This is a genomic window from Bradyrhizobium sacchari, assembly GCF_002068095.1.
GTDB lineage: Bacteria > Pseudomonadota > Alphaproteobacteria > Rhizobiales > Xanthobacteraceae > Bradyrhizobium > Bradyrhizobium sacchari.
Genome location: NZ_LWIG01000007.1, coordinates 672,292 through 695,517 on the forward strand (window position 1 = coordinate 672,292; position 23,226 = coordinate 695,517).

Sequence of the window (23,226 nt, forward strand, 5' to 3'; positions counted from 1 at the left end):
CCCCGCCGAGGCCTATGCGCTGGCGATCGGCCATTTTGCCGACCGCCTGCGTGGGGGGCAGCCCTTCGTGCAGCCCTGGCCGCGGCAGGAGCGGGAGCTGTCCCGTACCGAGCGGCTGGAACTGCAGCAGCTCCTGGCCCAGCGCGGCTTCTACAAGGGCACCCCGGACGGCCAGTTCGGCGGCCAGACCCGGGAGGCACTGCGCAACTTCCAGGCCTCGATCGGGGTCCCCGCCGACGGTTTTGCCTCCTCCGACGTGCTGGACCGCCTGCGCGGGCGGTAAAATCGCGCCGAAAGTAACCCTGAACGGGGATTTTGCCCGGCGGCCTTGACGGGGGCGGCTGTTCCCCGGTGTATGGCGCCAGAATCCGTCGAAAATCTGCAACGGAATCTGCCCGTTTGGCGCCCGATTCCGTTATTATATCGAGACCATTCCAGCTCCCATTGCGCGTGCCCGAGATCGCATGTCGAAGAAGTCCCTGTTCAAGGCGCTGACCGAGACCGGCCCGCTGATCGCGCTGGGGACGGCGCTTGCGATATTGGTCTCGGTCGCGGGGCCCGCGTCCGCGCAGTTCTTCAACTTCCCCGGCTTCGGCGGCCCGCCGCAACGTTCGGCTCCGCCGCCGCGCCAAGGTGGCGGTGGCGGCTGGTTTGGCGGCGACTTCTTCGCGCCGTTCCAGCAGCAACAGCAGCAGGCGCCGCGCCAGGACTTTTCGCGCGCGCCGGCACCGGCCAAGCGCGACACAATTCCTGACAAGAACGTGCTGGTGATCGGCGACGCCATGGCCGACTGGCTCGCCTATGGCCTGGAGGACGCCTACACCGAGCAGCCCGACATGGGCGTGATCCGTAAGCACAAGACCACCTCCGGCCTGATCAAGTATCAGCCGAAGGGCGAGCCTTCGGACTGGACCGCCGCGGCGAAGGGCATCCTCGAGACCGAGAAGCCCGACGTGATCGTCGTCATGCTCGGCCTCAACGACCGTATCGCGATCCGCGAGCCCGTCGCCGACAAGTCGGAAAAGGACAAAGACAAGGACAAGGACAAGAAGAACGACAAGGGGGCGCGCGCCAAGCAACCGGCCAAGCCCGGCGATGCCAAGCCCGGCGACACCGCCGCCAAGCCTGACGACAAGCCCGCGGACGCCGACCTGCCGCAGGATGACGCCGACAATGCCGATGCGCCTGCGGCCGCGCCGGAAAAGACGGCACGCAATCCCAACGGGCTCTACGAATTCCGCGACGAACGCTGGGTCGAGCTCTACACCAAGAAGGTCGAGGAGCTCGCAGGCGCGCTCAAGGCCAAGGGCGTGCCGGTACTCTGGGTCGGCCTGCCCGCGATCCGCGGACAGAAGGGCACGGCGGACATGCTGTTCCTTGATTCTCTCTATCGCGAGGGCGCGGCCAAGGCCGGGATCACCTATGTCGACGTCTGGGACGGATTTGTCGACGAGGCCGGCCGCTTCCTGCAGAAGGGCCCGGACTTCGAAGGCCAGATCCGCCAGCTCCGCAGCTCCGACGGCGTCTACTTCACCAAGCCGGGCGCGCGAAAACTCGCCCATTATGTCGAGCGCGAGATTACGCGCCTGCTGGCGGGGCGCTCCGGCCCGATCGCGCTGCCGAGCGAGCCTGCGACGCCCGACACCAGCGCCGAGCCCGGCAAGCCCGCGCCGCGGCCGCTCGCCGGCCCGATCGTGCCGCTGGTCGCGGCCTCGATCTCGACCGATCAATTGCTGGGCGGCCCGGGCTCCCGTCCCGCCGCCGTCGATGCACTCGCGGCGAAGACGATGGTGAAGGGCGAGCCGTTGGCGGCGCCCGCAGGCCGTGCCGACGATTATGCCTGGCCCCGCCGCGAGGTCGGCCGCGAGCAGGCCAAGGGCGATACGCCGATGGCGGCGACGACGCCTGACGGCGCCAGCCCGAATGCACCGGGCACACCGGGCGCAGCCGCTGCGATCACTCCACCGAAGCCCGCACCGAAGAAGCCCCCGGTGGTGCAGCAGCCGGCACAGGCGGCGCCGTCGTTCCGCGATTTCTTCGGCTTCGGCTCTCCGCAACCCGCACCGGGGCCGCGGCAATTGGCACCGGCGCCCGGGCCGCGCAATCCGAATCCGAACCCCGCGATTCCGCGTCCGCCGGGTAATGTCGGACGGTCGGCGGAAGTCCGGTAATTTTCCTAAGCTGAGGCCTCATGTCCCGGAAGCGCGGCAGCGTGTAACGCTGCTGCGCAGAGCCGGGCCCCAGCGCGTTCGACGCTTACAAAAGAATGCGCCCCGGCTCGGCAACGCGGCGTTACACGCCGCATTGCGTCCGGGGCACGTGTGTGTTTGCGGTTGCTAGCCGTAATAACGCCAGCGCGACGGCGGACGGCGGGCGGGGCGCGACATCAGCAGCGCAAGTGCAAAGCCGATGCCGCCGGCCACGAGCAGCGCGCCGAGCGGGTTGTCCTGCACTTTCTTCGACAATGCCTGCGTGCCATCGCGGAACGTATCGCCACTGTTCTCATAGGCGTCCTTGGCGTAGCTCGTCGCGGTGTCCGCGGCATCACGCACGGCATCCTTGGCCTGGCCGTAGAGATTCTGCACCGCGCCTGCAGCTTCGCGCGCCTTGCCCGACGCCTGCGTCTTGGCATCGCCCGCCATGTCTCCAACCGCGCCTTCCGCGCGTCCGGCGAATTCCTTGGCTGATCCGACAATCCGGTCCGTATCCATGATGCTCCTCCTCGGGGGTCAGCCCAAGTAACCGATCAGGAGCAGCGCAGTTCCAAGTGTCGACGAAAGTGTAGGCCTCTACAAGATCAGGCCGCCATCGACGACCAGCGTCTGGCCAATGATGTAGGACGACAGCGGCGAGGCCAGGAACAAGGCTGCGCCCGCCATGTCGGCCGGCGTGCCCAATCGGCGCAGCGGAATGCGTGACAACGCCGCTTCGAGCCGCTTGGGATTGTCGGTTGTCACCTTCGTCATCTTGGTGTCGACGAGGCCGGGCGCGATGCCGTTGACGCGGATGCCGTCCTCGGCCCAGGCCTCGCCCAGCGTGCGCGTCAATCCGACCGCGCCGGTCTTCGAGGCGTTGTAGGCGGGATTTCCCATGGTGGAATGATAGGCCGCCGTCGAGGACACCATGATCAACGCGCCCTTCGCATCCCGCAACATGGAATGAAACCGCGTGGCGCAGGCCATCAGGCTCATCAGATTGACCTCGACGACCTTGCGGAAGCCATCCATCTCGAACTCGCCGCGGCGATAGAGCACCGCGCCTTGCGCAAGCACGAGGGTATCGAGGTGATCGAACGACGGCTTGAACGCGTCGATCGCACTGGGGTTGCTGACGTCGAGCTGTGCGTAGGAAAGACCGGTGAGATCGGAGCCATCCTCCGACGAATATTCCGTTGCGCGAGCGCGCGTGCCGCAAACGGCAACATGCGCGCCCCTGGCGCGGAAGGCCTGCGCGATGCCGTTGCCGATGCCGCTGGAACCGCCGATGACCAGCACCTGCTTGCCCGAAAAATCCAGCTCGTTCGCCATCGCGGCCTCCCCTTTGTTTTGCTTGTTTGACCTGTCTGCGGATCGATGCCAGCCTTGTCAATCTCATAACAACAAGCAAGACGCAGCGAGGAAACAGCATGTCCGAGTTCAGGGAGCTCAGCCGGTCCGTGAAGGACCTGACCGTTCTCGTCACCGGAGCTGCCAGCGGCATGGGACGCGCCACCGCGCGCGTGTTCGCAAGCGAGGGCGCGAACGTCGCCGTCACCGATCATGACGAGCAAGGCGCGCACGCCGTGGCCAGGGAGATCGCGGCGAGCGGCGGCGCTGTGAAGGCGTGGAAACTCGACGTCGCCGACGGCGGCGAGATCAGGCGCGTGGTCGGCGATGTCGCGGCGCATTTCGGCGGGCTCGATATCGTCGTCAACAACGCCGGCATCTCGGTACGCGTCGCGATCGACGACGAAGCTTATGAAGACGCCTGGGCCAAGGGCATCGCCGTGATGCTGACGGCGCATCCACGCATCATCCGTGCCGCGCTGCCCCATTTGCGCAAGTCGAGGAGCCCGCGCATCGTCAACATCGCTTCCACCGAGGCGCTCGGCGCCACCGCATTGCACAGCCCCTATTCGGCGGCGAAGGGGGGCGTCGCGAGCCTCACCCGCTCGCTGGCGGTCGAACTCGGGCGCGAGGGCATCACCGTCAACTGCATCTGCCCGGGGCCGATCCGCACCGCCATCACAGACCGCATCTCGGAAGAGCACAAGACCCTCTACGCCAGGCGCCGCACCGCACTCGGCCGTTACGGCGATCCTGAAGAGGTCGCGCACATGACCTTGAGCCTGTGCCTGCCGGCGGCGTCCTTCCTCACCGGCGCGGTGATCCCGGTCGATGGCGGGCTGATGGCGCGCAACGCGTAAGAGGCATGCGCGCCGCGCGTTGACAACCGCGAGTGCGGGAGTAGCTTTTTCACCGACAGAGCGGACCAACCGCTCGCGGCACGCGGGAGAGAACGTCATGACGATCGCCATTCGGCAGCTTCAAAAACATTTTGTCGGCGAGGTGTCCGGCCTCGACCTGCGCAAGCCTCTCACACCTGACGAGGCACGCGAGGTCGAGGCTGCCATGGACAAATATGCGGTGCTGGTCTTCCACGACCAGGACATCACCGACGAGCAGCAGATGGCATTTGCGCTGAACTTCGGCCAGCGCGAGGATGCCCGCGGCGGCACCGTGACCAAGGAGAAGGACTACCGGCTGCAGTCCGGACTCAACGACGTCTCCAATCTCGGCAAGGACGGCAAGCCGCTGGCGAAGGACAGCCGCGCGCATCTGTTCAACCTCGGCAACTGCCTGTGGCATTCCGACAGCTCGTTCCGCCCGATCCCGGCAAAATTCTCGCTGCTGTCGGCGCGCGTGGTGAACCCGAAGGGCGGCAACACCGAATTCGCCGACATGCGCGCGGCCTACGACGCGCTGGACGAGGAGACCAAGGCGGAGATCGAGGACCTCGTCTGCGAGCACTCGCTGATGTATTCGCGCGGATCGCTCGGCTTCACCGAATATACCGACGAGGAGAAGGAGATGTTCAAGCCGGTGCTGCAACGGCTGGTGCGGACGCATCCCGTACATCGCCGCAAGTCGCTGTATCTCTCATCGCATGCCGGCAAGGTCGTCGGCATGAGCGTGCCGGAGGGACGCCTGTTGCTGCGCGATCTGAACGAGCACGCGACGCAGGCCGAGTTCGTCTACGTCCACAAATGGAAGCTGCATGACCTCGTGATGTGGGACAACCGCCAGACCATGCACCGCGTCCGCCGCTACGACCAGTCCCAGCCTCGCGACATGCGCAGGGCGACGGTTGCGGGGACCGAGCCGACGGTGCAGCAGCAGGCGGCGGAGTAGGTGGGGCAGTCCACCGCCGTCGTTCCGGACAAGCGTAGCGGCGGACAACGCGCAGCGTTGTCCGCCAAGGAGCGCAGATCCAGGACCCATCGCAATGGGGCGTGGTTTGGCGAAGACGTGTGGTGCCCCGCCTGCCTCAAACTCCCTGGGGTTATGGGTACCGGATCCGCGCGCTTGAGGCGCGCTTGTCCGGGACGACAGCGGAGGCTAGCCCACGACAGCGGAGGTTGTTGCGACGGCAGGCGCTACGCGTGCCCCGCCTCGTTCGAGAGCATGCCGGGGTCGATGCCGATCTTGTGCAGGGCGCGGCCGTACTTCTCGTCGACGTCATCGCCGAAGATCAGGTCGGCGTCCGCATCGCAATGCAGCCAGCCGTTGCTCTGGATCTCGGCCTCGAGCTGGCCAGGCGCCCAACCGGCATAGCCGAGCGCGAGAATGGCGTGCTTCGGGCCGGAGCCGCTGGCGATCGCGCGCAGGATGTCGACGGTCGCGGTGAGACAGACGTCGTCATCGATCCGCAGCGTGGCGTTCTCGATGTAGAAGTCGCTCGAATGCAGCACGAAGCCGCGGCCGGTATCGACCGGCCCGCCCCGCAGCACCTTCATGCTCTCGGCATTCTCCGGCAGCTTGATGTGCTCGCCCTTCTTGATGATGCCGAGCTGCTGCAACAGCTCGGGGAAGTCGATGCTGCCGGCGGGATGGTTGACGATGATGCCCATGGCACCTTCCGCCGAATGAGCGCAGAGATAGATCACCGAGCGCTCGAAGCGCGGATCGCCCATCACGGGCATCGCAATCAGGAGGCGGCCGTCGAGATAGCCGGCCGAATTGGGGAGCGCGGGGCCCGCCTTGCGGGTGCTTTCGCCCGTCCTTTTGCCTGTGGGAGCCATCGGTGAAGCACTCCGGTTTCAATTCCTATCCTGATGTCGGACCTAGCCGCTGTCAAATCAAGGCTTGCAGAGATTTGATTCGAGTGCATCCATCACAGGCAATTCAATGGTTTGCACCAAGGTGACCCTGTAAAGACGCGTCATGTTCACACAAGTTCCCCCGCGCGCGGCGATCGGCGTCGCGACAGCCCTTTTCGCGTCGGCGCTGGCCATCGCCGCCCATGCGGACGACGCCTCGCCGTGGCAGCGCGACGGACATTCCGCAGTGCGGCTGCTGGCGGGATCGCGCAGCGGCGCCGTGCTGCTCGGCGGTATCGCCATCCAGCTCCAGCCGGGCTGGAAAACCTATTGGCGCATGCCCGGCGATTCCGGCGTTCCGCCGCGGTTCGACTTCTCGAAATCCGATAATGTCGAAGCCGTGACGGTAATGTGGCCGGCGCCGCTGAAGTTCGACGACGGCGCGGGCGGCCATTCGATCGGCTATCATGACCAGATCGTGCTGCCTCTGCGCATCGTCGCCAAGTCCGCCGACAAGCCGGTGACGCTGCGCGCCGAGATCAACTACGCGGTGTGCGAGAAGCTCTGCATACCCGTCGAGGCCAATGCAGAGCTCGGCTTCAACAGCGTCGCCTCGACCGAGGATGCGAATTTGCGTGCGGCGCTCGACACCGTGCCGAAGCCGGCCACGATCGGCGATCCCAATCCGCTCACCATCCGCGACGTCAAGCGCGACGGGCCGAAGAACGTGGTGGTCGACGTGGTTGTGCCGGACGGCCGCAACGTCAATCTGTACGTCGAAGGGCCGACGCCGGACTGGGCGCTGCCGATTCCGGCGCCGGTCGCGCACAGCCCGCCCGGCGTGAAGCGCTTCACGTTCGAGCTCGACGGGCTGCCGCCGGGCGCCAAGCCCGAAGGCGCCGCGCTGAAATTCACACTGGTCGGGCCCGACAAGTCGTACGAGTTCAATACGAATTTGGAGTGATGGCCGTCCCGACGAAGGCCGGGACAACAGCGAGTGAATTGCAACTCCGGCACTCCACATTCCGCTGTCGTCCCGGACAAGCGTAAGCGCTGATCCGGGACCCATAGCCACTTGATTGGCTTGGCGAAGACCCGTGGGTGCCGGCGCGCGCTGCAACTTCTCCCCGGGATTATGGGTGCCGGATCTGCGCGCGCGTGAGGCGCGCTTGTCCGGGACGACAGCGGAGAGTGGGGCCACAGCGCCTTCACCCAACCGAATCTTAACGAATGGTTGCTAATTCCTGGGCCGCGCATCAAGCCTGCCGCAGCGGGCGGAACGCCGTGGGGATCTTCGAATTGGCCGTGATGGATGCACAACCCGCAACGACCGGACCGGCCGGACTGATTGCGCGGCTGCGGGCCAGGCTCGCGGGCGGATCGAGCGAGGCGTCGCTGACGCGGCGGCTGGCGGGCACCATCTTCATCATCCGCGTGATCAGCGCAGGCCTTGCCTATGTCTCGCAGGTGCTGCTGGCGCGCTGGATGGGCACGTCCGATTACGGCATCTACGTCTATGTGTGGACCTGGGTGCTGCTGCTTGGCAGCATGATGGATTTCGGCATCTCGGCCTCCGCGCAAAAGATCATTCCGGAGTACCGCGCCGGCGGAGAGCATGCGCTGCTGCGCGGCTTCCTCTCCGGCAGCCGATGGCTGACCTTCGCCGCCTCCACGCTGGTGTCGCTCGGCCTTGCCGGCATCGTAAAACTGCTGTCGCCCTGGATCGATCCGGCCGAACTGCTGCCGCTCTACATCGGCTGCATGACGCTGCCGGCCTTCGTCGTCGCCAACACCCAGGATGGCATCGCGCGCTCGCATGACTGGATGCAGCTCGGCCTGATGCCGCAATTCATCATCCGTCAGGCGCTGATCATCGGCATCACGGGCGCGGCTTTCCTGCTCGGCTATCATCTCGGCGCGGGCGCCGCGATGGCCGCGAGCGCCGGCGCCGTGTGGATCGCGATGAGCGGGCAGATGGTGGTGCTGAACCGCAAGCTCGCCGATCACATCACACCCGGGCCGAAGGCCTATGACGTCAGTGGCTGGCTTGCCGTCTCGCTGCCGATCCTGCTGGTGGAGAGCTTCTACCTGCTCCTCTCCTACACTGACGTGCTGGTGCTGCAGCAATTCCGCCCGTCCGACGAGGTCGGCGTCTATTTCGCCGTGGTGAAGACGCTGGCGCTGGTCTCGTTCATTCACTACGCGATGTCGGCGACGACGGCGCATCGCTTCGCCGAATACAACGCCAGCGGCGACAAGGCGCGCCTGTCGGCCTACGTCGCGCACGCCATCAACTGGACGTTCTGGCCGTCGCTGGCGGCGACCATCGTGCTGCTCGCGCTCGGCAGGCCGCTGCTCTGGCTGTTCGGGCCGCAATTCGTGGTCGGCTACGACATCATGTTCGTCGCCGCGGTCGGCCTCGTGGTGCGTGCGGCGATCGGGCCCGTGGAGCGGTTGCTCAACATGCTGGGCGAGCAGAGGATCTGCGCGCTGGCCTATGCGCTGGCTTTCGTGATGAACCTCGTGCTCTGCCTGATGCTGGTGCCGCGCTACGGCGGTCACGGCGCGGCCGCCGCGACCTCGATCTCACTCAGCTTCGAGACCGTGCTGCTGTTCTGGATCGTGCGACGGCGGCTGGGACTGCACGTGCTGGCGTTTGGCAAATAAGCGCTGGGGGCCGCCAGTGTCGGGGAATGGCCATTTCGCCGCATGTCGCGGAATGAGGCGAAAACTCCTACGCATTCAAGACGTGCAGCACGATTTTTCTTATTCAACCCAAGTAGTGCGCACCAGGGAAAGTTTATTCTACGTCGTATTGCCCAACTGACGAGATAAACCTAAGATTCCCCGGACCATGATCGATCCACTCTACGTCGCCTCCGGATTCGGCGTCGGTCTGCTTGTCGGGATGACCGGCGTGGGTGGCGGCTCGCTGATGACGCCACTGCTGATCCTGCTGTTCGGCATTCATCCCTCCACCGCAGTCGGAACCGACCTGCTCTATGCCGCCGCCACCAAGACCGGCGGCAGCGTTGTACATGGCTGGTCGCGCAGCGTGCACTGGCCGGCGGTGCTGCGGCTCGCCTGCGGCAGCATTCCGGCGAGCACGCTGACGCTGCTGGTGCTGTGGAAGCTCGATCTCAGAAGCGATACCGAGCGCAGCCTGGTCAACCTCGTACTGTGCTTCGCCCTGCTACTGACCGCCGCCTCGCTGATCTTCCGTAAATCGATCATGGAGCGCTACCGGAAGCGCCTCGAAGGTGTCGACGAACGCACCACCGCGATTGCGACCGTCGTCACCGGCATCGTGCTCGGCGTGCTGGTGTCGATCTCATCCGTGGGTGCCGGCGCGGTCGGCGTCACCGTGCTGCTGCTGCTCTATCCGCGGCTGCCGATGGCGACGATCGTCGGCTCCGACATCGCCCATGCGGTGCCGCTGACGCTGGTCGCGGGCGCCGGGCACTGGCTGCTCGGCTCGGTCGACTGGGGCCTGATGGGCGTGCTGCTGTTGGGCTCGCTGCCCGGCATCATCGTCGGCAGCTACAGCGCGACGCGCGTCCCCGAGACGGTGCTGCGCCTGACCCTCGCCAGCGTGTTGTTCGTCGTCGCCGGCAAGATCATGTTCGCGGAGCTGAATTTGTCGTCGGCCATCGTGACGGCGCTGGCCTGGACGCATTGAGCGAAGACCAAGCGCAGCTTTCGTAGGGTGGGTAAAACGACTTGTCCGCCGTAGCTCGAGGCGCGAAAGCGGAAGCGGGCCACCGCTCTTCTCAATGGCAAAAATTGGTGGGCACGGCGCTTTCGCGCCTTTGCCCACCCAACGGCACCGAGTATCTACTCCGCGGTCCAGCCGCCGTCGATCGACAGGTTGGTGCCGGTGATCTGCGCGGCATCGTCGCTGCACAGGAACAGCGCCAGCGCGGCGACCTGCTCGGAGGTGACGAACTCCTTCGTTGGCTGCGCGTCGAGCAGCACGTCGTTGATGACCTGCTCGCGCGTGAGGCCACGCGCCTTCATGGTGTCGGGGATCTGCTTCTCCACCAGCGGTGTCCAGACATAGCCGGGGCTGATGCAATTGCAGGTGATCTTGTGGGTCGCGACCTCGAGCGCCACGGTCTTGGTGAGACCGGCGATGCCGTGCTTGGCCGACACATAGGCCGACTTGAAGGGCGAGGCGACCAGCGAGTGCGCCGAGGCGGTGTTGATGATGCGGCCCCAGCCCTTCTTCTTCATGCCGGGCACCGCGGCGCGGATGGCATGGAAGGCCGAGGACAGGTTGATCGCGATGATCTGGTCCCACTTCTCCGGCGGGAATTCCTCGATCGGCGAGACAAACTGGATGCCGGCATTGTTGACGAGGATGTCGACCGAGCCGAACGACTTCTCGCCGAGCGCGATCATGCCGGCGATCTCCGCGGGCTTGGTCATGTCGGCGGGCGAGTAGACCGCCTTCACGCCGAAATCGGATTCGATCTTGGCGCGCTCCTTCTCGATATCCTCGGGCGAGCCGAAGCCGTTGATGACCACATTGGCGCCGGCGGCCGCGAACGCGCGCGCATAGGCGAGGCCGATGCCGCTGGTCGAACCGGTCACGACGGCGTTCTTGCCTGAGAGAGTACCCATGTTATTCGCTCCTTTTTGCCGGGGGCGCGGTGACGTCCCCCGTGAGATCGTAGGCCACCATGGTCTCGCCGGACTGCGGCTTCTCGAGCCAGTCCTTGTGGCGCATCGACAGATGCACGTCGCGCACGCCGGCTTCCCAATGCTCGACCATGGCGACATGCGAGAAGTCATAGTCCTTGGACGAGGATTCGTAGTTCTTGCTGCGATAGATCAGATGCACCACCGTGACAGTGCTCTCACGTGCTGCCTTGGCAAGGAATTCGACGGAAGGGTCGTTCTTGAGATAATCGGGCAATTTGGAAATCAGGTCGCGCACGGCCCGGCGGGCATTGTGGATCTGCTTGTTCTTGTCCGTATTCATGCGCGTCCGGCTGGAATAGCGGATATCCTTCTCGCGCTCGGCGGCCTCCAGCAGCGAATTCGGCAGATCGCCGCGGGCGGAGAACAGATCGACCTGGAAGATCAGCATGTCGCGCGCGAGCTCGGCGTCGAGCACGTAGTCGAGCGGGGTGTTGGAGGCGATGCCGCCGTCCCAATAATGCTCGCCGTCGATGATCACGGAGGGAAAGCCCGGCGGCAGCGCGCCGGAGGCCATGATGTGCTCGGGGCCGATCTTCTTGCCGAGCCTCTTGAACTCGTAATTGTCGAAATATTTGAAGTTGCCCGAGGTGACGCCGACCGCGCCGACCGAGAAGCGCGTCTTCAGGTCGTTGATGCGGTCGAAATCGACCAGCCGCTCCAGCGTCTTCTTGAGCGGCGCGGTGTCGTAATAGCTTTCCGCCTCGGGATGGCCCGGCGGCCACATCGGCGCGGGCGGGACACGCGGTACGAAGAAGCCGGGCACGCCGAAGGTCGCGATCAGCGCCGCACTGGTGGAGTTGAACAGCTCGCGGCTGTGATCGCTCTTGCCGACCGGCTTCCACGGCACCGGCGCCGAGACCATTTCCCAGAATTCCTTCAGCCGCTTCACGCGGGTGTGGCCCTCGTTGCCGGCAATGATCGCGGCGTTGATCGCGCCGATGGAAATACCGGCGACCCATTCCGGCTCGAAGCCGTAGCCGCACAGCGCCTGATAGGCGCCGGCCTGATAGGAGCCGAGCGCGCCGCCGCCCTGCAGGACCAGGACGCGTTGCGCATTGGCGGGGACGCTGGCGTATTCCGGGCTATGATCGGTCATGCAGGATTAATAGCAAAGGATAGGCCACCGTGGCGACAGTCCGCCGCGGCGTCAATGCATCCCGGGATCAAGTCTGGCTTATCGGGGCTCGGTCGAGGCCAGGATCATGGTCCAGAACACCTTGTATTTGGTGCCCGGAGCATAGCTCGCCGCAATGCCCAATTTTGTGACACCGTTCTTGAGCATGTTGGCGCGGTGCGGAGGCGAGTCGCGCCAGCCGGAAAAAGCTTCTGCCAGCGTATGATAGCCGGCTGAGACGTTCTCGACGGCAACCGTGGCCGGATAGCCGCCGGTGGCAAGGCGCTTGGCCAGCGGCGCGCGGACGTCGTGGTCCATCTTGTTGGCGGCCGCCATGGCCTGGGACTGGGATTCGGCAAGCAGCATCAGGTCGGGGTCGATCACGACCGTGCCGAGCATGTTGTTCTGGCGGTATTGCGAGATCATCACCGCGGCCGCCTGCGCATCGAGCTTGGCGCCCGGGACCGCCATGTCGGTATACATCGACGGCTGCTGGACCGGTGCTTCGTTGCCGGCGCAGCCGGCGAGCAGCAAAGTAATGAGAATTGCGGCCGCAGCGCGCATGTTTAGAGGTCCCCAAATGAGGGGCCGTTGTTGCATACCAACCGTGGCTGAAAGGTGAATTTTGAGGAAAATCGACGCAAGTCGTTCCGGGCGATGCGAAGAGGCGAGCCATGGTGCGCAATTGCGCGCCTAGAATCTCGAGATTCCGGGTTCGATGCTTCGCATCGCCCCGGAATGACGGGGCCTTATCCCGCAAATATCCGGTAGCGGCGGGGATTGAGGCCGATGGTGTCGCCGGCGCGGAGTTCCTTGTCGCGGGGGGCGTCGATCTCGATGGTTTCGCCGCCTGACAGGGCGACCTCGGCCCGCTGCACCGGGCCGAAATTGCGGACGTGCTGAACCGCGCCCTCGAAGGCGCCGCTGCCGGGCGGGCCGACCAGCATGTCATGTCGCCGTACGAACAGCTTTGACGCGCCAGGCGCAAGACCATCGGCGGCCAGTTGCAGGGGACGGTCGCCAAGCCTGATGACGCCGCCGTCGACGTGGACCGGCAGCTCGATAGACTCGCCGATGAAGCCGTGCACGAAGGCGCTCGCCGGGGTCTCGTAGACATCGTCGGGTGAGCCGATCTGCTCGATCCGGCCCTTGTCCATCACCACGACGCGGTTGGCGACTTCGAGCGCCTCCTCCTGGTCGTGGGTGACGAAGATCGAGGTGACGTTGATCTCATGGTGCAGCGAGCGCAGCCATTTGCGCAGCTCTTTCCGCACCTTGGCGTCGAGTGCGCCGAAGGGCTCGTCGAGCAGCAGGATGCGCGGCTCGATCGCGAGCGCACGGGCGAGCGCGATGCGCTGGCGCTGGCCGCCGGAGAGCTGGCTCGGATAGCGGTCGGCGAGCCAGTCGAGCTGCACGAGATCGAGCAGCTCTTTTACGCGCGCACGGATCGTCGCTTCATCCTTGCGGACCGCGCGCGGCTGCACGCGCAGGCCGAAGGCGACGTTCTCGAACACGGTCATGTGGCGGAACAGCGCGTAGTGCTGGAACACGAAGCCGACGTGACGCTCACGTGCGTCTTGCGCCAGCGCATCCTCGCCGTTGAAGGAAACTTCGCCGGAGTCCGGCCAGTCGAGACCTGCGATGATCCGCAGCAACGTGGTCTTGCCGGAGCCGGAGGGACCGAGCAGCGCCAGCAATTCGCCGTTGTCGACCTTGAGGTCGACGCCGTCGAGAGCGGCAAAGCTGCCGAACTTCTTGACGAGATTTTTGACTTCAATGGTCACTTGCGTCTTCTCCTTCGTCGAGATGACGTTCGAGAACGGTTTTTGCGATCAGCGTGATTAGCGCCAGCATCGCCAACAGCGAGGCGATCGCGAAGGCGGCGACGAACTGGTATTCGTTGTAGAGGATCTCGACCAGCAGCGGCATGGTGTTGGTTTCGCCCCGGATGTGGCCGGAGACGACCGAGACCGCGCCGAACTCGCCCATCGCGCGGGCGTTACAGAGCAGGACACCGTAGAGCACGCCCCATTTGATGTTGGGTAGCGTGACCCGGAAGAAGGTCTGCAGGCCCGAGGCACCGAGCGAGATCGCAGCCTCCTCCTCCTGCGTGCCCTGCTCCTGCATCAAGGGGATCAGCGCGCGCGCCACGAACGGGAAGGTCACGAAGGTGGTCGCGAGCGCGATGCCCGGCACCGCGAACAGGATCTGGATGTCATGGTCCCGGAGCCAGCCGCCGAAATAGCCTTGCGCGCCGAATAGCAGCACGAACACGAGACCCGAGATCACCGGGCTCACCGAGAACGGTAGGTCGATCAGCGTGATCAGGAAGGTCTTGCCCTTGAACTCGAACTTGGCGATCGCCCAGGCTGCGACGAGGCCGAACACGAGATTGAGGCCGACCGATATCGCCGCGACGATCAACGTCAGCCTGATTGCCGCCAGCGCCTCCGGCTCGGCGAGCGCAGCGAGATAGGCGAGGATGCCCCGCGAAAACGCCTGCGCGAACACCACGACCAGGGGCAGCACGACGAAGACGGTGAGGAACAGCACCGCCAGCGTGATGATGGCGATGCGCACCGCACGCGGCTCGGTGCGGAGGTTATCGCGCGCGGCGGCCGCATGCGCGCGCGCTTTGGCATCGGAAGCCGAGAGCGACACGGTATCTGCGATCTGCATCGTCATGGCATCCCCCTCAGCGCGCCGGGATCCGGCTCCGCGCCCAGCGCTGGAGCCGGTTGACGGCGAAGATGATGACGAAGGAGACGACGAGCATGACCACCGCGATGGCGGTCGCATCGGCATAGCGGAATTCGGAGAGCCGGATCACGATCAGGAGCGGCGCGATCTCGGAGACGTTCGGCAGATTGCCGGCGATGAAGATCACCGAGCCGTATTCACCGACCGCGCGGGCGAAGGCCAGCGCGAGACCGGTGAGCAGCGCCGGCGCGAGCGAGGGCAGGATCACGCGAATGAAGGTCTGCGAGCGGCTGGCCCCCAAGCTGCCCGCGGCCTCCTCGATTTCGGGGTCGAGATCCTGGAGCACCGGCTGCACGGTGCGCACCACGAAGGGAATGCCGATGAAGATCATGGCGACGAAGATGCCGACCGGCGTGAACGCCACCTTGATGCCAAGCGCGGCGAGCGGCGCGCCCAGCCATCCCTTCTCGGCGAACAGCGCGGTCAGCGCGACACCGGCCACCGCCGTCGGCAGCGCGAACGGCACGTCGACGATGGCGTCAAAAATGCGCCGCCCGGGAAAGCGGTAGCGCACCAGCGCCCAGACGATGATGCTGCCCATCACCAGATTGACGCAGGCCGCCGCGAAGGCGAGCCCGAAGGAGACCCGGAGCGCGTTCAGGGTGCGGCGGCTGGAGAGGATGGCCCAGAATTGCTCGGGGCTCAGTTCAAGCGTGCGCAGGAAGAGGCCGGCGAGTGGAATCAGAATGATGACGGACAGCCAGGAAAGCGTCAGTCCCATGGTGAGACCGAAGCCCGGCAATGTCCGGCGTCGTGCTGCGAGTGCGCTCACCAGGCCCCCTGCTAAAGCCTCCTACGACGGCGCCCGATCAGTTCTTGTAAATCTGATCGAAAACGCCGCCGTCGGCAAAATGTTCCTTCTGCGCCTTGGTCCAGCCGCCGAAGATGTCGTCGATCGTGAACAGTTCGACCTTGGCGAAGGCGTTTTCGTACTTTTTGGCGATCTCGGCATCGCGCGGACGATAGAAGTTGCGCGCGGCGATCTCCTGCCCTTCCTTGGTGTACCAGTACTGAAGGTAGGCGTCGGCGGCGTTGCGGGTGCCCTTTTTGTCGGCAATCTTGTCGACGATCGCGACCGGCGGCTCGGCGAGGATCGACTGCGGCGGCGCCACGATCTCGAACTTGGTCGCGCCGAACTCCTTGAGCGCGAGGAAGGCCTCGTTCTCCCAGGCAAGCAGCACGTCGCCGACGCCGCGCTCGACGAAGGTCACGGTGGCGCCGCGCGCACCGGTATCCAGCACCGGAACCTGCTGGTAGAGTTTTCCGATGAAGTCCTTGGCTTTGTCGGCCGAGCCATACTTCTTCTGCGCAAAGCCCCAGGCGGCGAGATAATTCCAGCGTGCGCCACCCGACGTTTTAGGGTTCGGCGTGATCACGGCAACGCCGGGCTTGAGCAGATCGTCCCAGTCCTTGATGCCCTTGGGATTGCCCTTGCGCACCAGGAACACGATGGTCGAGGTGTAGGGTGATGAATTCTGCGGCAGCCGCTTCTGCCACTCGACTGCGGTGAGGCCCTTGCCGGCGATGGCATCGATGTCATAGGCGAGCGCCAGCGTCACCACATCGGCCTGCAGCCCGTCGATAACGCTACGCGCCTGCGAACCGCTGCCGCCATGCGACTGCTTGATCTCAACGCTCTTGCCGGTCTCCTTCTGATAGGCGGCCGCGAATGCCTTGTTGAACTCGCCATAGAGTTCGCGCGTCGGATCGTACGACACGTTCAAAAGATTGATGTCAGCGGCGAAAACCGAGCTTGCCCAAAGCAGTCCTGCCACGACCGGAACGACACGGCGCATCATGTCCATCTCCATTCACCTCGACGACATCGGCGTCATCGATGGCAGGCATAACTCGGGGCGAAACGCTCTGAAGTCAACGGAACCGGATTTTCTTGTTCGCAGCCAGGCAGCTTAGCTGTGCTACGAAATCTTCATCGTGTGAATGCCGCATTCTGTCTTCGCCCGGCCGCGCCAGCGACCCGCGCGCGCATCCTCGCCCTCGGCCGTTCTGCTGGTGCAAGGCATACACCCAACCGACAGGAAACCGGAGGCAGTCAGGGGATGACGCGGCAATTTGGCGCGGACGAAAATCGCCTCGAGTTCCTCGCGCGAGACATTGGCGAAGGGATTGAATTTCAACCGCAAGCCGTCGTCCTCGACGACCGGGATATCGGTACGCGCATTGCCCTGGAAACGCTTGCGGCCGTTGATCCAGGCGTCGAATGGTTTCAGCGCGCGCGCGAGCGGCTCGACCTTGCGGATGCGGCAGCAGGCGTCGGGATCGGAGAACCAGAGATCGCGCTCGGGATCCTCGCGCAACAGCGTCTCCTCGGCCGGCTTGATCGAGCGAACGTCCTTCAGGCCCAGCGTCGCGATGAGCGTGTCGCGATAGGCCAGCGTTTCCTCGAACAGCCAGCCGGTGTCGAGGAAGATCACGGGGATCGCAGGATCGACATCCGCCATCACCTTCAGCAACGTTGCCGATTCCGTGCCGAAGGATGACACGAGCGCAAGCTTCTCGCGCCCGACCGTCTTCAGCGCCGCGGCGATGACCTCCGCGGGCGAAGCATCGTGCAGGGCGCGATCGAGCTCCTCCGCCGAAGGCAGCGCAGAAACAGACGAAAACCGGGGCGCGATCGCGTTCACGTGCCGACACCTTCCGAATGACGGAGTTGCATGCGCCGGTGTAGCGCCGTAATGCGGCCATCGCCGGTCGGCTGGTAGAACACCGAATAGCGCTTCGCGGTCTGCATGAAGGCTTCCGCGTCGGCCTGCTTCTTCACCTCGAAGGAATCGAAGCCGGCACGCAGCATGAAGACGAACTGGTCGCGCAGCACCTGCCCCGTCGCGCGCAGCTCGCCGCGATAGTTGTAGCGCTCGCGCAGCAGCCGCGCCTGGCTATAGGCGCGCCCGTCACGGAAGCTCGGGAACACCAGTGCGACGGCGGCGATCTTGCCGAGATACGGCACGAGCTCGGCGATGTCGCGATTGTTCGGCCAGATCACGCCGACCTTGCCCGCACGCTTGAGCAAGCCGTCGGCTTCACCGAGGAAGCGCTCGGCCGGCACCAGGATGTCGCCGCCCTCGGGCAGCGGCGTGTCGACGGCCAGCTTGGCAAAACTGTCATCGGCGATCTTTCCGCCGTTAACGAGTGGCATAGACGCGCTCCTTGAAGGGTTCGACGCCGAGGCGTTTCACGGTGTCGACGAACAGTTCCTCCGGCCGCTCGCGCAGGGCAAGATAGGCTTCCACGATGTCCTCGATGACGTCGGCGACCTCGTCGAACTTGACGCCGGGTCCGATCAGATTGCCGAGCGCGGCGTTCTCGTCGGCACGGCCGCCGATGGTGATCTGGTAGACCTCCTCGCCGTTCTTCTCGACGCCGAGAATGCCGATATGGCCGACATGGTGATGCCCGCACGCATTGATGCAGCCGGAGATGTTGATGTGGAGCCGGCCGATCAGGTTGGCGAGCTCGTGATTGGCGAAGCGCCGCGTCAGCTCCTGCGCGATCGGGATCGAGCGCGCATTCGCCAGCGAGCAATAGTCAAGCCCGGGACAGGCGATGATGTCGGTGATCAGATTGACGTTCGGCGTCGCCAGGCCAAGCTTGTCGAGCGCCTTCCACAGCGCCGGCAAATCGCGCTTGGCGACATGCGGCAGCGCCAGGTTCTGCTCGTGGCCGACGCGTATCTCGCCGAAGGAATATTTGTCGGCGAGATCGGCCAGCGCATCCATCTGCTCGGCGGTGGCATCGCCTGGAGGCCCGCCGATCGGCTTCAGCGAGATCGTGACGATGGAGTAGCCGGGGTTCTTGTGCGCGGCGACCGAGTTCTTGCGCCAGGCCTCGAATTCAGGATCGGCCGCGGCCTGCCGCAGCTCGTCCGGCATGTGCGGCAGCTTCTCGTAAGCGGGATAGATGAAGCGCGAGCGGATGTCCTCGATCACCTCGTCGTCGATCTGGAGCGAGGAATAGCGGATGTGCTGCCACTCCTCCTCGACCTCGCGCGAGAACTTCTCTATGCCGAGCTCGTGCACCAGGATCTTGATGCGCGCCTTGTAGATGTTGTCGCGGCGTCCGTATTGGTTGTAGACGCGCAGAATGGCCTCGATATAGCTGAGCAGATCGCGGCCATGGACGAAGTGCTTGATGGTCTTGCCGATGAACGGCGTGCGGCCGAGGCCGCCCCCGACCAGAACCTCGAAGCCGGTCTCGCCCTTCTCGTTTCTGACGAGGCGCAGGCCGATGTCGTGAACCTTGATCGCCGCGCGGTCATGGTCCGACGCGGTGATCGCGATCTTGAACTTGCGCGGCAGGAACGAGAATTCCGGGTGCAGCGTGGTGTGCTGGCGGATCAGCTCCGACCAGATGCGGGGATCCTCGATCTCGCCCGGCGCGACGCCGGCCCACTGGTCCGAGGTGACGTTGCGCATGTTGTTGCCGGAGGTCTGCATCGCGTGGATGCCGACCTCGGCGAGATCGGCGAGCGCATCCGGCAGGTCCGACAGCTTGATCCAGTTGAACTGGACGTTCTGGCGCGTGGTGAAATGGCCGTAGCCGCGGTCGTATTTGCGCGCGACATGGGCAAGCGCCCGCAACTGGTTCGACGCCAGCGTTCCGTAGGGAATCGCGACGCGGAACATGTAGGCGTGCAGCTGCAGATAGACGCCGTTCTGCAGGCGCAGCATCTTGAATTCGTCCTCGGTGAGTTCGCCCGAGAGACGGCGCTGCACCTGGTCGCGGAATTCAGAGACGCGCTCGTTGACCAGCGTGCGGTCGATTTCGTCGTAAGCATACATGATTAAAGTGCCTTACAGCTCGACCTGCGATCAGACCGACAAGCCGATCGTCACGCCGTCGCGGCGGATCTGCTCGCGCAGATTACCCGGCAGGATCTTGCCTGAAGCGTCGACCTGCACCGGTGCGATATAGGGGCCGATCGCGCCGACGTCATCGGCAACGGCCTCGGCGAGCAACGCTTTCGCCTCATCCGAGTTTCGCACGATCGCGGCATCGGTCAGTTCCACGGACCAGGTTTTGGCGGCGGTGCGATAGACCACGACGCCGTCCCAGGTGCGGTTGGCGGTCACAACGGACGGGCCCGTGATTTTCAGTTTTTGTTGCAGAGGGGAGGTCATTCGGCTGCATCCAACAGGTCAGAGATGATTTGTTTGGGTGTTTGGCGGCGAAGCGAGCCGGCATGCCGGACCACGTCGCCGATGATGAGAATGGCGGGNCCACGGATCCGCCGCACCAGCTCGGGCAGGTCGCGCAGCGTGCCGATCGCGCCCTGCGCATCGGGCCGCGTGACACGGGAAAACACGCCGACCGGCGTCTCCGGCGAACGGCCTGCCGCGAACAGGCCGGCGCGCACCGCCGGTGCCGCGGTCATGCCCATGTAGACCACGACGGTCATCTTGGCGTCGGTCAGCGTCGACCAGTCCACGACTTCCGCATCGCGCGCCTTGTGCGCGGTGAGGAAGGTGATGCGGGTCGCCTCGTGACGATAGGTGAGCGGCACCTCGAAATCGGCGGCGCCGCCGAGGCCAGCGGTGATGCCGGGAATGATCGAGTAGGCGACGCCGGCAGCACGGAGCGCCTCGACCTCTTCGCCGCCGCGGCCGAACACGAAGGGATCGCCACCCTTGAGCCGCACCACGCGCTGACCTGATTGCGCGGCTTCGATCATGCGCTCGTTGATGGCGTCCTGGCCGATGCCGGGCTTGCCGACGCGGCGGCCGACCGGCACGCGCGTGGTGTCGCGGCGGATGCGGTCGAGAATTTCGGGCGAAACCAGTTCGTCATGGAAGACGATGTCGGCGTCCTGAAGTGCGCGCAGCGCCTTGATGGTGAGAAGATCGGGGTCGCCGGGACCGGCGCCGACCAGCGCGACCGAGCCTTCCGGCCTGTCGGCGCGCGCGAATGCGGAAGGATCGGAGATTGCCTTGAGTGAAGCGTCCGCCTCAGCCTTGCGGCCGGCGAGCACGGCAGCGCCGATCGGACCGTCGATCACGCGCTCCCAGAACCGGCGGCGCAGCGGAAACTCGGCAATGCGCTCGTTGACGGATTTGCGGAAGGTGCCGATGAATTCGGCGAGCTCGCCGATGCGCGCCGGCAGCAGCGCCTCGATCTTCTCGCGCACGCGCCGTGCGACCACCGGCGAGGTGCCGCCGGTGCCGACCGCGACCACGACATCGCCGCGATCGACGATGGCCGGGAAGATGAAGCTGGAGTGCTCGAGATCGTCCATGACGTTGACGGGAAGGCCGAGCGCCTTCGCCCGCACCGACATCGCCACGCCGATGTCGCCCGCGCCGGCGCAGACGATGGCGATGACGCCGGAGAGATCAGCGGTCAGCGGATCGCCGGCCGCGATCTCGATGCGCGCGGTGCCCTCGGAGCCGAGGCCAAAATCCTGATTGCCGTCGATGGCATGCACGCGGAGGCGCGCACCGGCCGCGACGAGCACGCGCAGCTTGGCGCGCAAAAGCTCACCCGCGCCGATGAGGACCACCGGGCCGGCCTTGAGATCGAGAAACACCGGCAAGAACCGCATGCGATACTCGCTTCCCCCACATCCGGGGTTGACTGGAATTATTTTCTATATATGTGTCGTTTCGAGCGCGCAAAGAGAAAATTTTTTCTTCTCTTCTGCACCGCAACTATAGAATTTTCGCCTCCAAACGCAAAGTGGCAGAGATGCATCTTCTCAAGGACGATTCCGCTGTTGTCGGAGTGAGCAGCCCGGCCCCCGTCGGACGCTCAGGCTCGCAAGAATTTTCTGCTGATGTTGCGCCCAGCATGGACCATCTTGACCAACTCGAGGCGCAGAGCATCTACATCTTCCGCGAGGCCTTCGCCCGCCTGAAGAAGATCGCCCTCTTGTGGTCGCTCGGCAAGGACTCCAACGTCATGATCTGGCTGGCGCGCAAAGCGTTCTTCGGCCGCATGCCGTTCCCGGCCCTCCATGTCGACACCGGCAAGAAGTTTCCGGAGATGTATCGCTTCCGCGATCATTACGGGAAGGAGTGGGATCTCGACCTGCGTGTCGAGCCCTGCCCGCCCATCGATGCCGTCGACCCGACGCTGCCGCCAGCCGCCCGCTCCGCCGCGCGCAAGACCGAAGGGCTCAAGATGGCACTCGCCAAATACGGTTTTGACGGCCTGATCGCCGGCATCCGCCGCGACGAGGAGGCAACCCGTGCCAAGGAGCGCGTGTTCTCGCCGCGCGGCCTCGAAGGCAATTGGGACGTGCGCGACCAGCCGCCGGAATTCTGGGATCATTTCAACGCCTCGCCTCCGCAAGGCGCGCATCTGCGCATCCACCCGATCCTGCATTGGACCGAGGCGGACATCTGGGCTTACACCAAGCGCGAGAACATCCCGATCATTCCGCTCTATCTCTCGCAGAACGGCAAGCGCTATCGCTCCCTGGGCGATCAGGACATCACCAACCCCGTGAACTCGACGGCCTCGACCATCGACGAGATCCTGATCGAGCTCGAACAGACCAAGGTGCCGGAGCGCGCCGGCCGCGCGCTCGACCACGAGACCGAGGACGCCTTCGAGCGCCTTCGGGTCGCCGGCTATCTCTGATCAAGGACGCTTTGCGGCTATGAACATGATCGTCACTCCCGCTTCGCCGGCCACTCCGAACGGCACCACGCGTCCGCAAGTGCGCATCGTCATCGTCGGCCACGTCGACCACGGCAAGTCGACGCTGGTCGGCCGTCTCCTGCACGAGACCGGCAGCCTGCCCGACGGCAAGCTCGAAATGCTGAAAGCCGTCAGCGCGCGGCGCGGCATGCCGTTCGAATGGTCGTTCCTGCTCGACGCGCTGCAGACCGAACGCGACCAGGGCATCACCATCGACACCACGCAGATCCGCTTCCGCACCAATTCGCGCGACATCGTGCTGATCGACGCGCCCGGCCACGCCGAATTTTTGCGCAACATGATCACCGGCGCCTCGCAGGCCGACGGCGCGGTGCTGATCATCGACGCCCTCGAAGGCGTGCGCGACCAGACCAGGCGGCACGGCTATCTCTTGCATCTGCTCGGCGTGAAGCAGGTCGCCGTCGTCGTCAACAAGATGGACCGCGTTGATTTCTCGGCCGATCGCTTCAAGGCGATCAGCGACGAGATCTCGGCGCATCTCAACGGCCTCGGCGTGAAGCCCACGGCCGTGATCCCGATCTCCGCGCGCGATGGCGACGGCGTTGCCGAGCGCACCGACCGCATCAGCTGGTACAAGGGCCCGACCGTGGTCGAGGCGCTCGACAGGCTCGAGCCGGCGCGGCCGCTCGAGGCGCTGGCGCTGCGGCTGCCGGTGCAGGCGATCTACAAGTTC

General features: G+C 65.1%; 24 protein-coding genes and 1 pseudogene. 9 read left to right on the plus strand and 16 right to left on the minus strand.

Features of this window, described 5'->3' with window-relative positions; translation table 11 throughout:
- Together A5906_RS44160 and A5906_RS09635 are read left to right on the plus strand one after the other, a co-directional pair.
- Positions 1 to 283: peptidoglycan-binding domain-containing protein (locus A5906_RS44160; RefSeq protein WP_245326650.1), on the plus strand; the 283-nt coding region annotated here is incomplete at its 5' end.
- 181 nt (positions 284 to 464) lie between these two features.
- Positions 465 to 2,171, plus strand: coding sequence for an SGNH/GDSL hydrolase family protein (locus tag A5906_RS09635; protein WP_080134953.1), 1,707 nt, complete (start codon positions 465 to 467; stop codon positions 2,169 to 2,171).
- A gap of 165 nt (positions 2,172 to 2,336) precedes the next feature.
- On the opposite strand, the gene A5906_RS09640 is transcribed toward A5906_RS09635, so the two are convergent.
- On the minus strand, positions 2,337 to 2,711 hold the full coding sequence (locus A5906_RS09640; protein WP_080134954.1) for a CsbD family protein: 375 nt from the start codon (positions 2,709 to 2,711) through the stop codon (positions 2,337 to 2,339).
- 78 nt (positions 2,712 to 2,789) lie between these two features.
- Positions 2,790 to 3,527 carry an SDR family NAD(P)-dependent oxidoreductase gene (locus A5906_RS09645; RefSeq protein ID WP_080134955.1) on the minus strand — a complete coding sequence of 246 codons (738 nt, stop codon included), beginning with the start codon at positions 3,525 to 3,527 and terminating at the stop codon, positions 2,790 to 2,792.
- 98 nt (positions 3,528 to 3,625) lie between these two features.
- On the opposite strand from A5906_RS09645, the gene A5906_RS09650 reads away from it, so the two are divergent.
- Complete coding sequence (locus tag A5906_RS09650; protein WP_080134956.1) at positions 3,626 to 4,405, plus strand: SDR family NAD(P)-dependent oxidoreductase; 780 nt, start codon at positions 3,626 to 3,628, stop codon at positions 4,403 to 4,405.
- Positions 4,406 to 4,502: 97 nt separating this feature from the next.
- Positions 4,503 to 5,390 (plus strand): TauD/TfdA dioxygenase family protein, encoded by an 888-nt coding sequence (locus tag A5906_RS09655; protein ID WP_080134957.1) that lies wholly within the window; start codon positions 4,503 to 4,505, stop codon positions 5,388 to 5,390.
- Between the two features lie 245 nt (positions 5,391 to 5,635).
- Here the strand turns inward: A5906_RS09655 and A5906_RS09660 are convergent, their stop codons facing one another.
- The gene (locus A5906_RS09660; RefSeq protein WP_080134958.1) at positions 5,636 to 6,280 is read right to left on the minus strand and encodes a YqgE/AlgH family protein; all 645 of its coding nucleotides are present in this window, start codon (positions 6,278 to 6,280) and stop codon (positions 5,636 to 5,638) included.
- Positions 6,281 to 6,422: 142 nt separating this feature from the next.
- Between A5906_RS09660 and A5906_RS09665 the strand changes: the two genes are divergently transcribed.
- The 3 genes from A5906_RS09665 (at position 6,423) to A5906_RS09675 (ending at position 9,977) form a co-directional block, all read left to right on the plus strand.
- A complete protein-coding gene (locus A5906_RS09665) occupies positions 6,423 to 7,262 on the plus strand; it encodes a protein-disulfide reductase DsbD domain-containing protein (protein WP_080134959.1) in 840 nt (279 codons plus the stop codon).
- Positions 7,263 to 7,597: 335 nt separating this feature from the next.
- On the plus strand, positions 7,598 to 8,965 hold the full coding sequence (locus tag A5906_RS09670) for an oligosaccharide flippase family protein (protein WP_080135249.1): 1,368 nt from the start codon (positions 7,598 to 7,600) through the stop codon (positions 8,963 to 8,965).
- 187 nt (positions 8,966 to 9,152) lie between these two features.
- Positions 9,153 to 9,977: a sulfite exporter TauE/SafE family protein gene (locus tag A5906_RS09675; protein WP_080134960.1), complete on the plus strand. Its 825-nt coding sequence runs from the start codon at positions 9,153 to 9,155 to the stop codon at positions 9,975 to 9,977.
- Positions 9,978 to 10,132: 155 nt separating this feature from the next.
- Here A5906_RS09675 and A5906_RS09680 read toward each other — a convergent pair whose 3' ends face one another.
- The 13 genes and pseudogenes from A5906_RS09680 to cysG all read right to left on the minus strand — a co-directional run.
- A complete protein-coding gene (locus tag A5906_RS09680) occupies positions 10,133 to 10,921 on the minus strand; it encodes a 3-hydroxybutyrate dehydrogenase (RefSeq protein WP_080134961.1) in 789 nt (262 codons plus the stop codon).
- Between the two features lies 1 nt (position 10,922).
- On the minus strand, positions 10,923 to 12,098 hold the full coding sequence (locus A5906_RS09685; protein ID WP_080134962.1) for a DUF3734 domain-containing protein: 1,176 nt from the start codon (positions 12,096 to 12,098) through the stop codon (positions 10,923 to 10,925).
- A 78-nt stretch (positions 12,099 to 12,176) separates the two neighbouring features.
- The gene (locus tag A5906_RS09690) at positions 12,177 to 12,680 is read right to left on the minus strand and encodes a CAP domain-containing protein (RefSeq protein WP_080134963.1); all 504 of its coding nucleotides are present in this window, start codon (positions 12,678 to 12,680) and stop codon (positions 12,177 to 12,179) included.
- Positions 12,681 to 12,865: 185 nt separating this feature from the next.
- Positions 12,866 to 13,900 (minus strand): sulfate/molybdate ABC transporter ATP-binding protein, encoded by a 1,035-nt coding sequence (locus tag A5906_RS09695; protein ID WP_080134964.1) that lies wholly within the window; start codon positions 13,898 to 13,900, stop codon positions 12,866 to 12,868.
- Entirely contained in the window at positions 13,890 to 14,801 is a 912-nt protein-coding gene (gene cysW / locus A5906_RS09700; RefSeq protein WP_080134965.1) for a sulfate ABC transporter permease subunit CysW, read from the minus strand. Before cysW ends, A5906_RS09695 begins: the two co-directional genes overlap by 11 nt.
- 10 nt (positions 14,802 to 14,811) lie before the next feature.
- Positions 14,812 to 15,648 carry a sulfate ABC transporter permease subunit CysT gene (cysT, locus tag A5906_RS09705; RefSeq protein WP_080134966.1) on the minus strand — a complete coding sequence of 279 codons (837 nt, stop codon included), beginning with the start codon at positions 15,646 to 15,648 and terminating at the stop codon, positions 14,812 to 14,814.
- A 37-nt stretch (positions 15,649 to 15,685) separates the two neighbouring features.
- Positions 15,686 to 16,675 (minus strand): sulfate ABC transporter substrate-binding protein, encoded by a 990-nt coding sequence (locus A5906_RS09710; protein WP_080135250.1) that lies wholly within the window; start codon positions 16,673 to 16,675, stop codon positions 15,686 to 15,688.
- A 120-nt stretch (positions 16,676 to 16,795) separates the two neighbouring features.
- Complete coding sequence (locus A5906_RS09715; RefSeq protein WP_080134967.1) at positions 16,796 to 17,521, minus strand: phosphoadenylyl-sulfate reductase; 726 nt, start codon at positions 17,519 to 17,521, stop codon at positions 16,796 to 16,798.
- Positions 17,518 to 18,033, minus strand: coding sequence for a DUF934 domain-containing protein (locus tag A5906_RS09720; protein ID WP_080134968.1), 516 nt, complete (start codon positions 18,031 to 18,033; stop codon positions 17,518 to 17,520). Before A5906_RS09720 ends, A5906_RS09715 begins: the two co-directional genes overlap by 4 nt.
- A complete protein-coding gene (locus A5906_RS09725; protein ID WP_080134969.1) occupies positions 18,020 to 19,675 on the minus strand; it encodes a nitrite/sulfite reductase in 1,656 nt (551 codons plus the stop codon). Before A5906_RS09725 ends, A5906_RS09720 begins: the two co-directional genes overlap by 14 nt.
- Before the next feature lie 30 nt (positions 19,676 to 19,705).
- On the minus strand, positions 19,706 to 20,014 hold the full coding sequence (locus tag A5906_RS09730; protein WP_080134970.1) for a DUF2849 domain-containing protein: 309 nt from the start codon (positions 20,012 to 20,014) through the stop codon (positions 19,706 to 19,708).
- A partial coding sequence (locus tag A5906_RS45940; RefSeq protein WP_283807680.1) for a hypothetical protein occupies positions 20,011 to 20,112 on the minus strand: 102 nt, incomplete at its 5' end. The genes A5906_RS45940 and A5906_RS09730, both read right to left, overlap by 4 nt.
- A gap of 1 nt (position 20,113) precedes the next feature.
- Positions 20,114 to 21,432 (minus strand): annotated as a pseudogene (gene cysG / locus A5906_RS09735) (siroheme synthase CysG); the annotation flags it as partial.
- A gap of 245 nt (positions 21,433 to 21,677) precedes the next feature.
- Between cysG and cysD the strand changes: the two are divergent.
- Both cysD and A5906_RS44165 read left to right on the plus strand, forming a co-directional pair.
- A complete protein-coding gene (cysD, locus tag A5906_RS09740; RefSeq protein WP_080134972.1) occupies positions 21,678 to 22,472 on the plus strand; it encodes a sulfate adenylyltransferase subunit CysD in 795 nt (264 codons plus the stop codon).
- A gap of 19 nt (positions 22,473 to 22,491) precedes the next feature.
- Positions 22,492 to 23,226, plus strand: a 735-nt coding sequence (locus tag A5906_RS44165; RefSeq protein WP_245326651.1) for a GTP-binding protein, incomplete at its 3' end; no start/stop codon positions are given.

Excerpts from the sequence above, each read along its gene's own strand:
- A5906_RS09730 (WP_080134970.1), bottom strand. The coding sequence starts at position 20,014 with ATGACCTCCCCTCTGCAACAAAAACTGAAAATCACGGGCCCGTCCGTT.
- A5906_RS09690 (WP_080134963.1), bottom strand. The coding sequence starts at position 12,680 with ATGCGCGCTGCGGCCGCAATTCTCATTACTTTGCTGCTCGCCGGCTGC.
- A5906_RS09725 (WP_080134969.1), bottom strand. The coding sequence starts at position 19,675 with ATGTATGCTTACGACGAAATCGACCGCACGCTGGTCAACGAGCGCGTC.
- A5906_RS09710 (WP_080135250.1), bottom strand. The coding sequence starts at position 16,675 with ATGATGCGCCGTGTCGTTCCGGTCGTGGCAGGACTGCTTTGGGCAAGC.
- A5906_RS09640 (WP_080134954.1), bottom strand. The coding sequence starts at position 2,711 with ATGGATACGGACCGGATTGTCGGATCAGCCAAGGAATTCGCCGGACGC.
- A5906_RS09675 (WP_080134960.1), top strand. The coding sequence starts at position 9,153 with ATGATCGATCCACTCTACGTCGCCTCCGGATTCGGCGTCGGTCTGCTT.
- A5906_RS09680 (WP_080134961.1), bottom strand. The coding sequence starts at position 10,921 with ATGGGTACTCTCTCAGGCAAGAACGCCGTCGTGACCGGTTCGACCAGC.
- cysD (WP_080134972.1), top strand. The coding sequence starts at position 21,678 with ATGGACCATCTTGACCAACTCGAGGCGCAGAGCATCTACATCTTCCGC.
- A5906_RS09660 (WP_080134958.1), bottom strand. The coding sequence starts at position 6,280 with ATGGCTCCCACAGGCAAAAGGACGGGCGAAAGCACCCGCAAGGCGGGC.
- A5906_RS09645 (WP_080134955.1), bottom strand. The coding sequence starts at position 3,527 with ATGGCGAACGAGCTGGATTTTTCGGGCAAGCAGGTGCTGGTCATCGGC.
- A5906_RS09665 (WP_080134959.1), top strand. The coding sequence starts at position 6,423 with ATGTTCACACAAGTTCCCCCGCGCGCGGCGATCGGCGTCGCGACAGCC.
- A5906_RS09720 (WP_080134968.1), bottom strand. The coding sequence starts at position 18,033 with ATGCCACTCGTTAACGGCGGAAAGATCGCCGATGACAGTTTTGCCAAG.
- A5906_RS09685 (WP_080134962.1), bottom strand. The coding sequence starts at position 12,098 with ATGACCGATCATAGCCCGGAATACGCCAGCGTCCCCGCCAATGCGCAA.
- A5906_RS09650 (WP_080134956.1), top strand. The coding sequence starts at position 3,626 with ATGTCCGAGTTCAGGGAGCTCAGCCGGTCCGTGAAGGACCTGACCGTT.
- A5906_RS09635 (WP_080134953.1), top strand. The coding sequence starts at position 465 with ATGTCGAAGAAGTCCCTGTTCAAGGCGCTGACCGAGACCGGCCCGCTG.
- cysW (WP_080134965.1), bottom strand. The coding sequence starts at position 14,801 with ATGACGATGCAGATCGCAGATACCGTGTCGCTCTCGGCTTCCGATGCC.
- A5906_RS09655 (WP_080134957.1), top strand. The coding sequence starts at position 4,503 with ATGACGATCGCCATTCGGCAGCTTCAAAAACATTTTGTCGGCGAGGTG.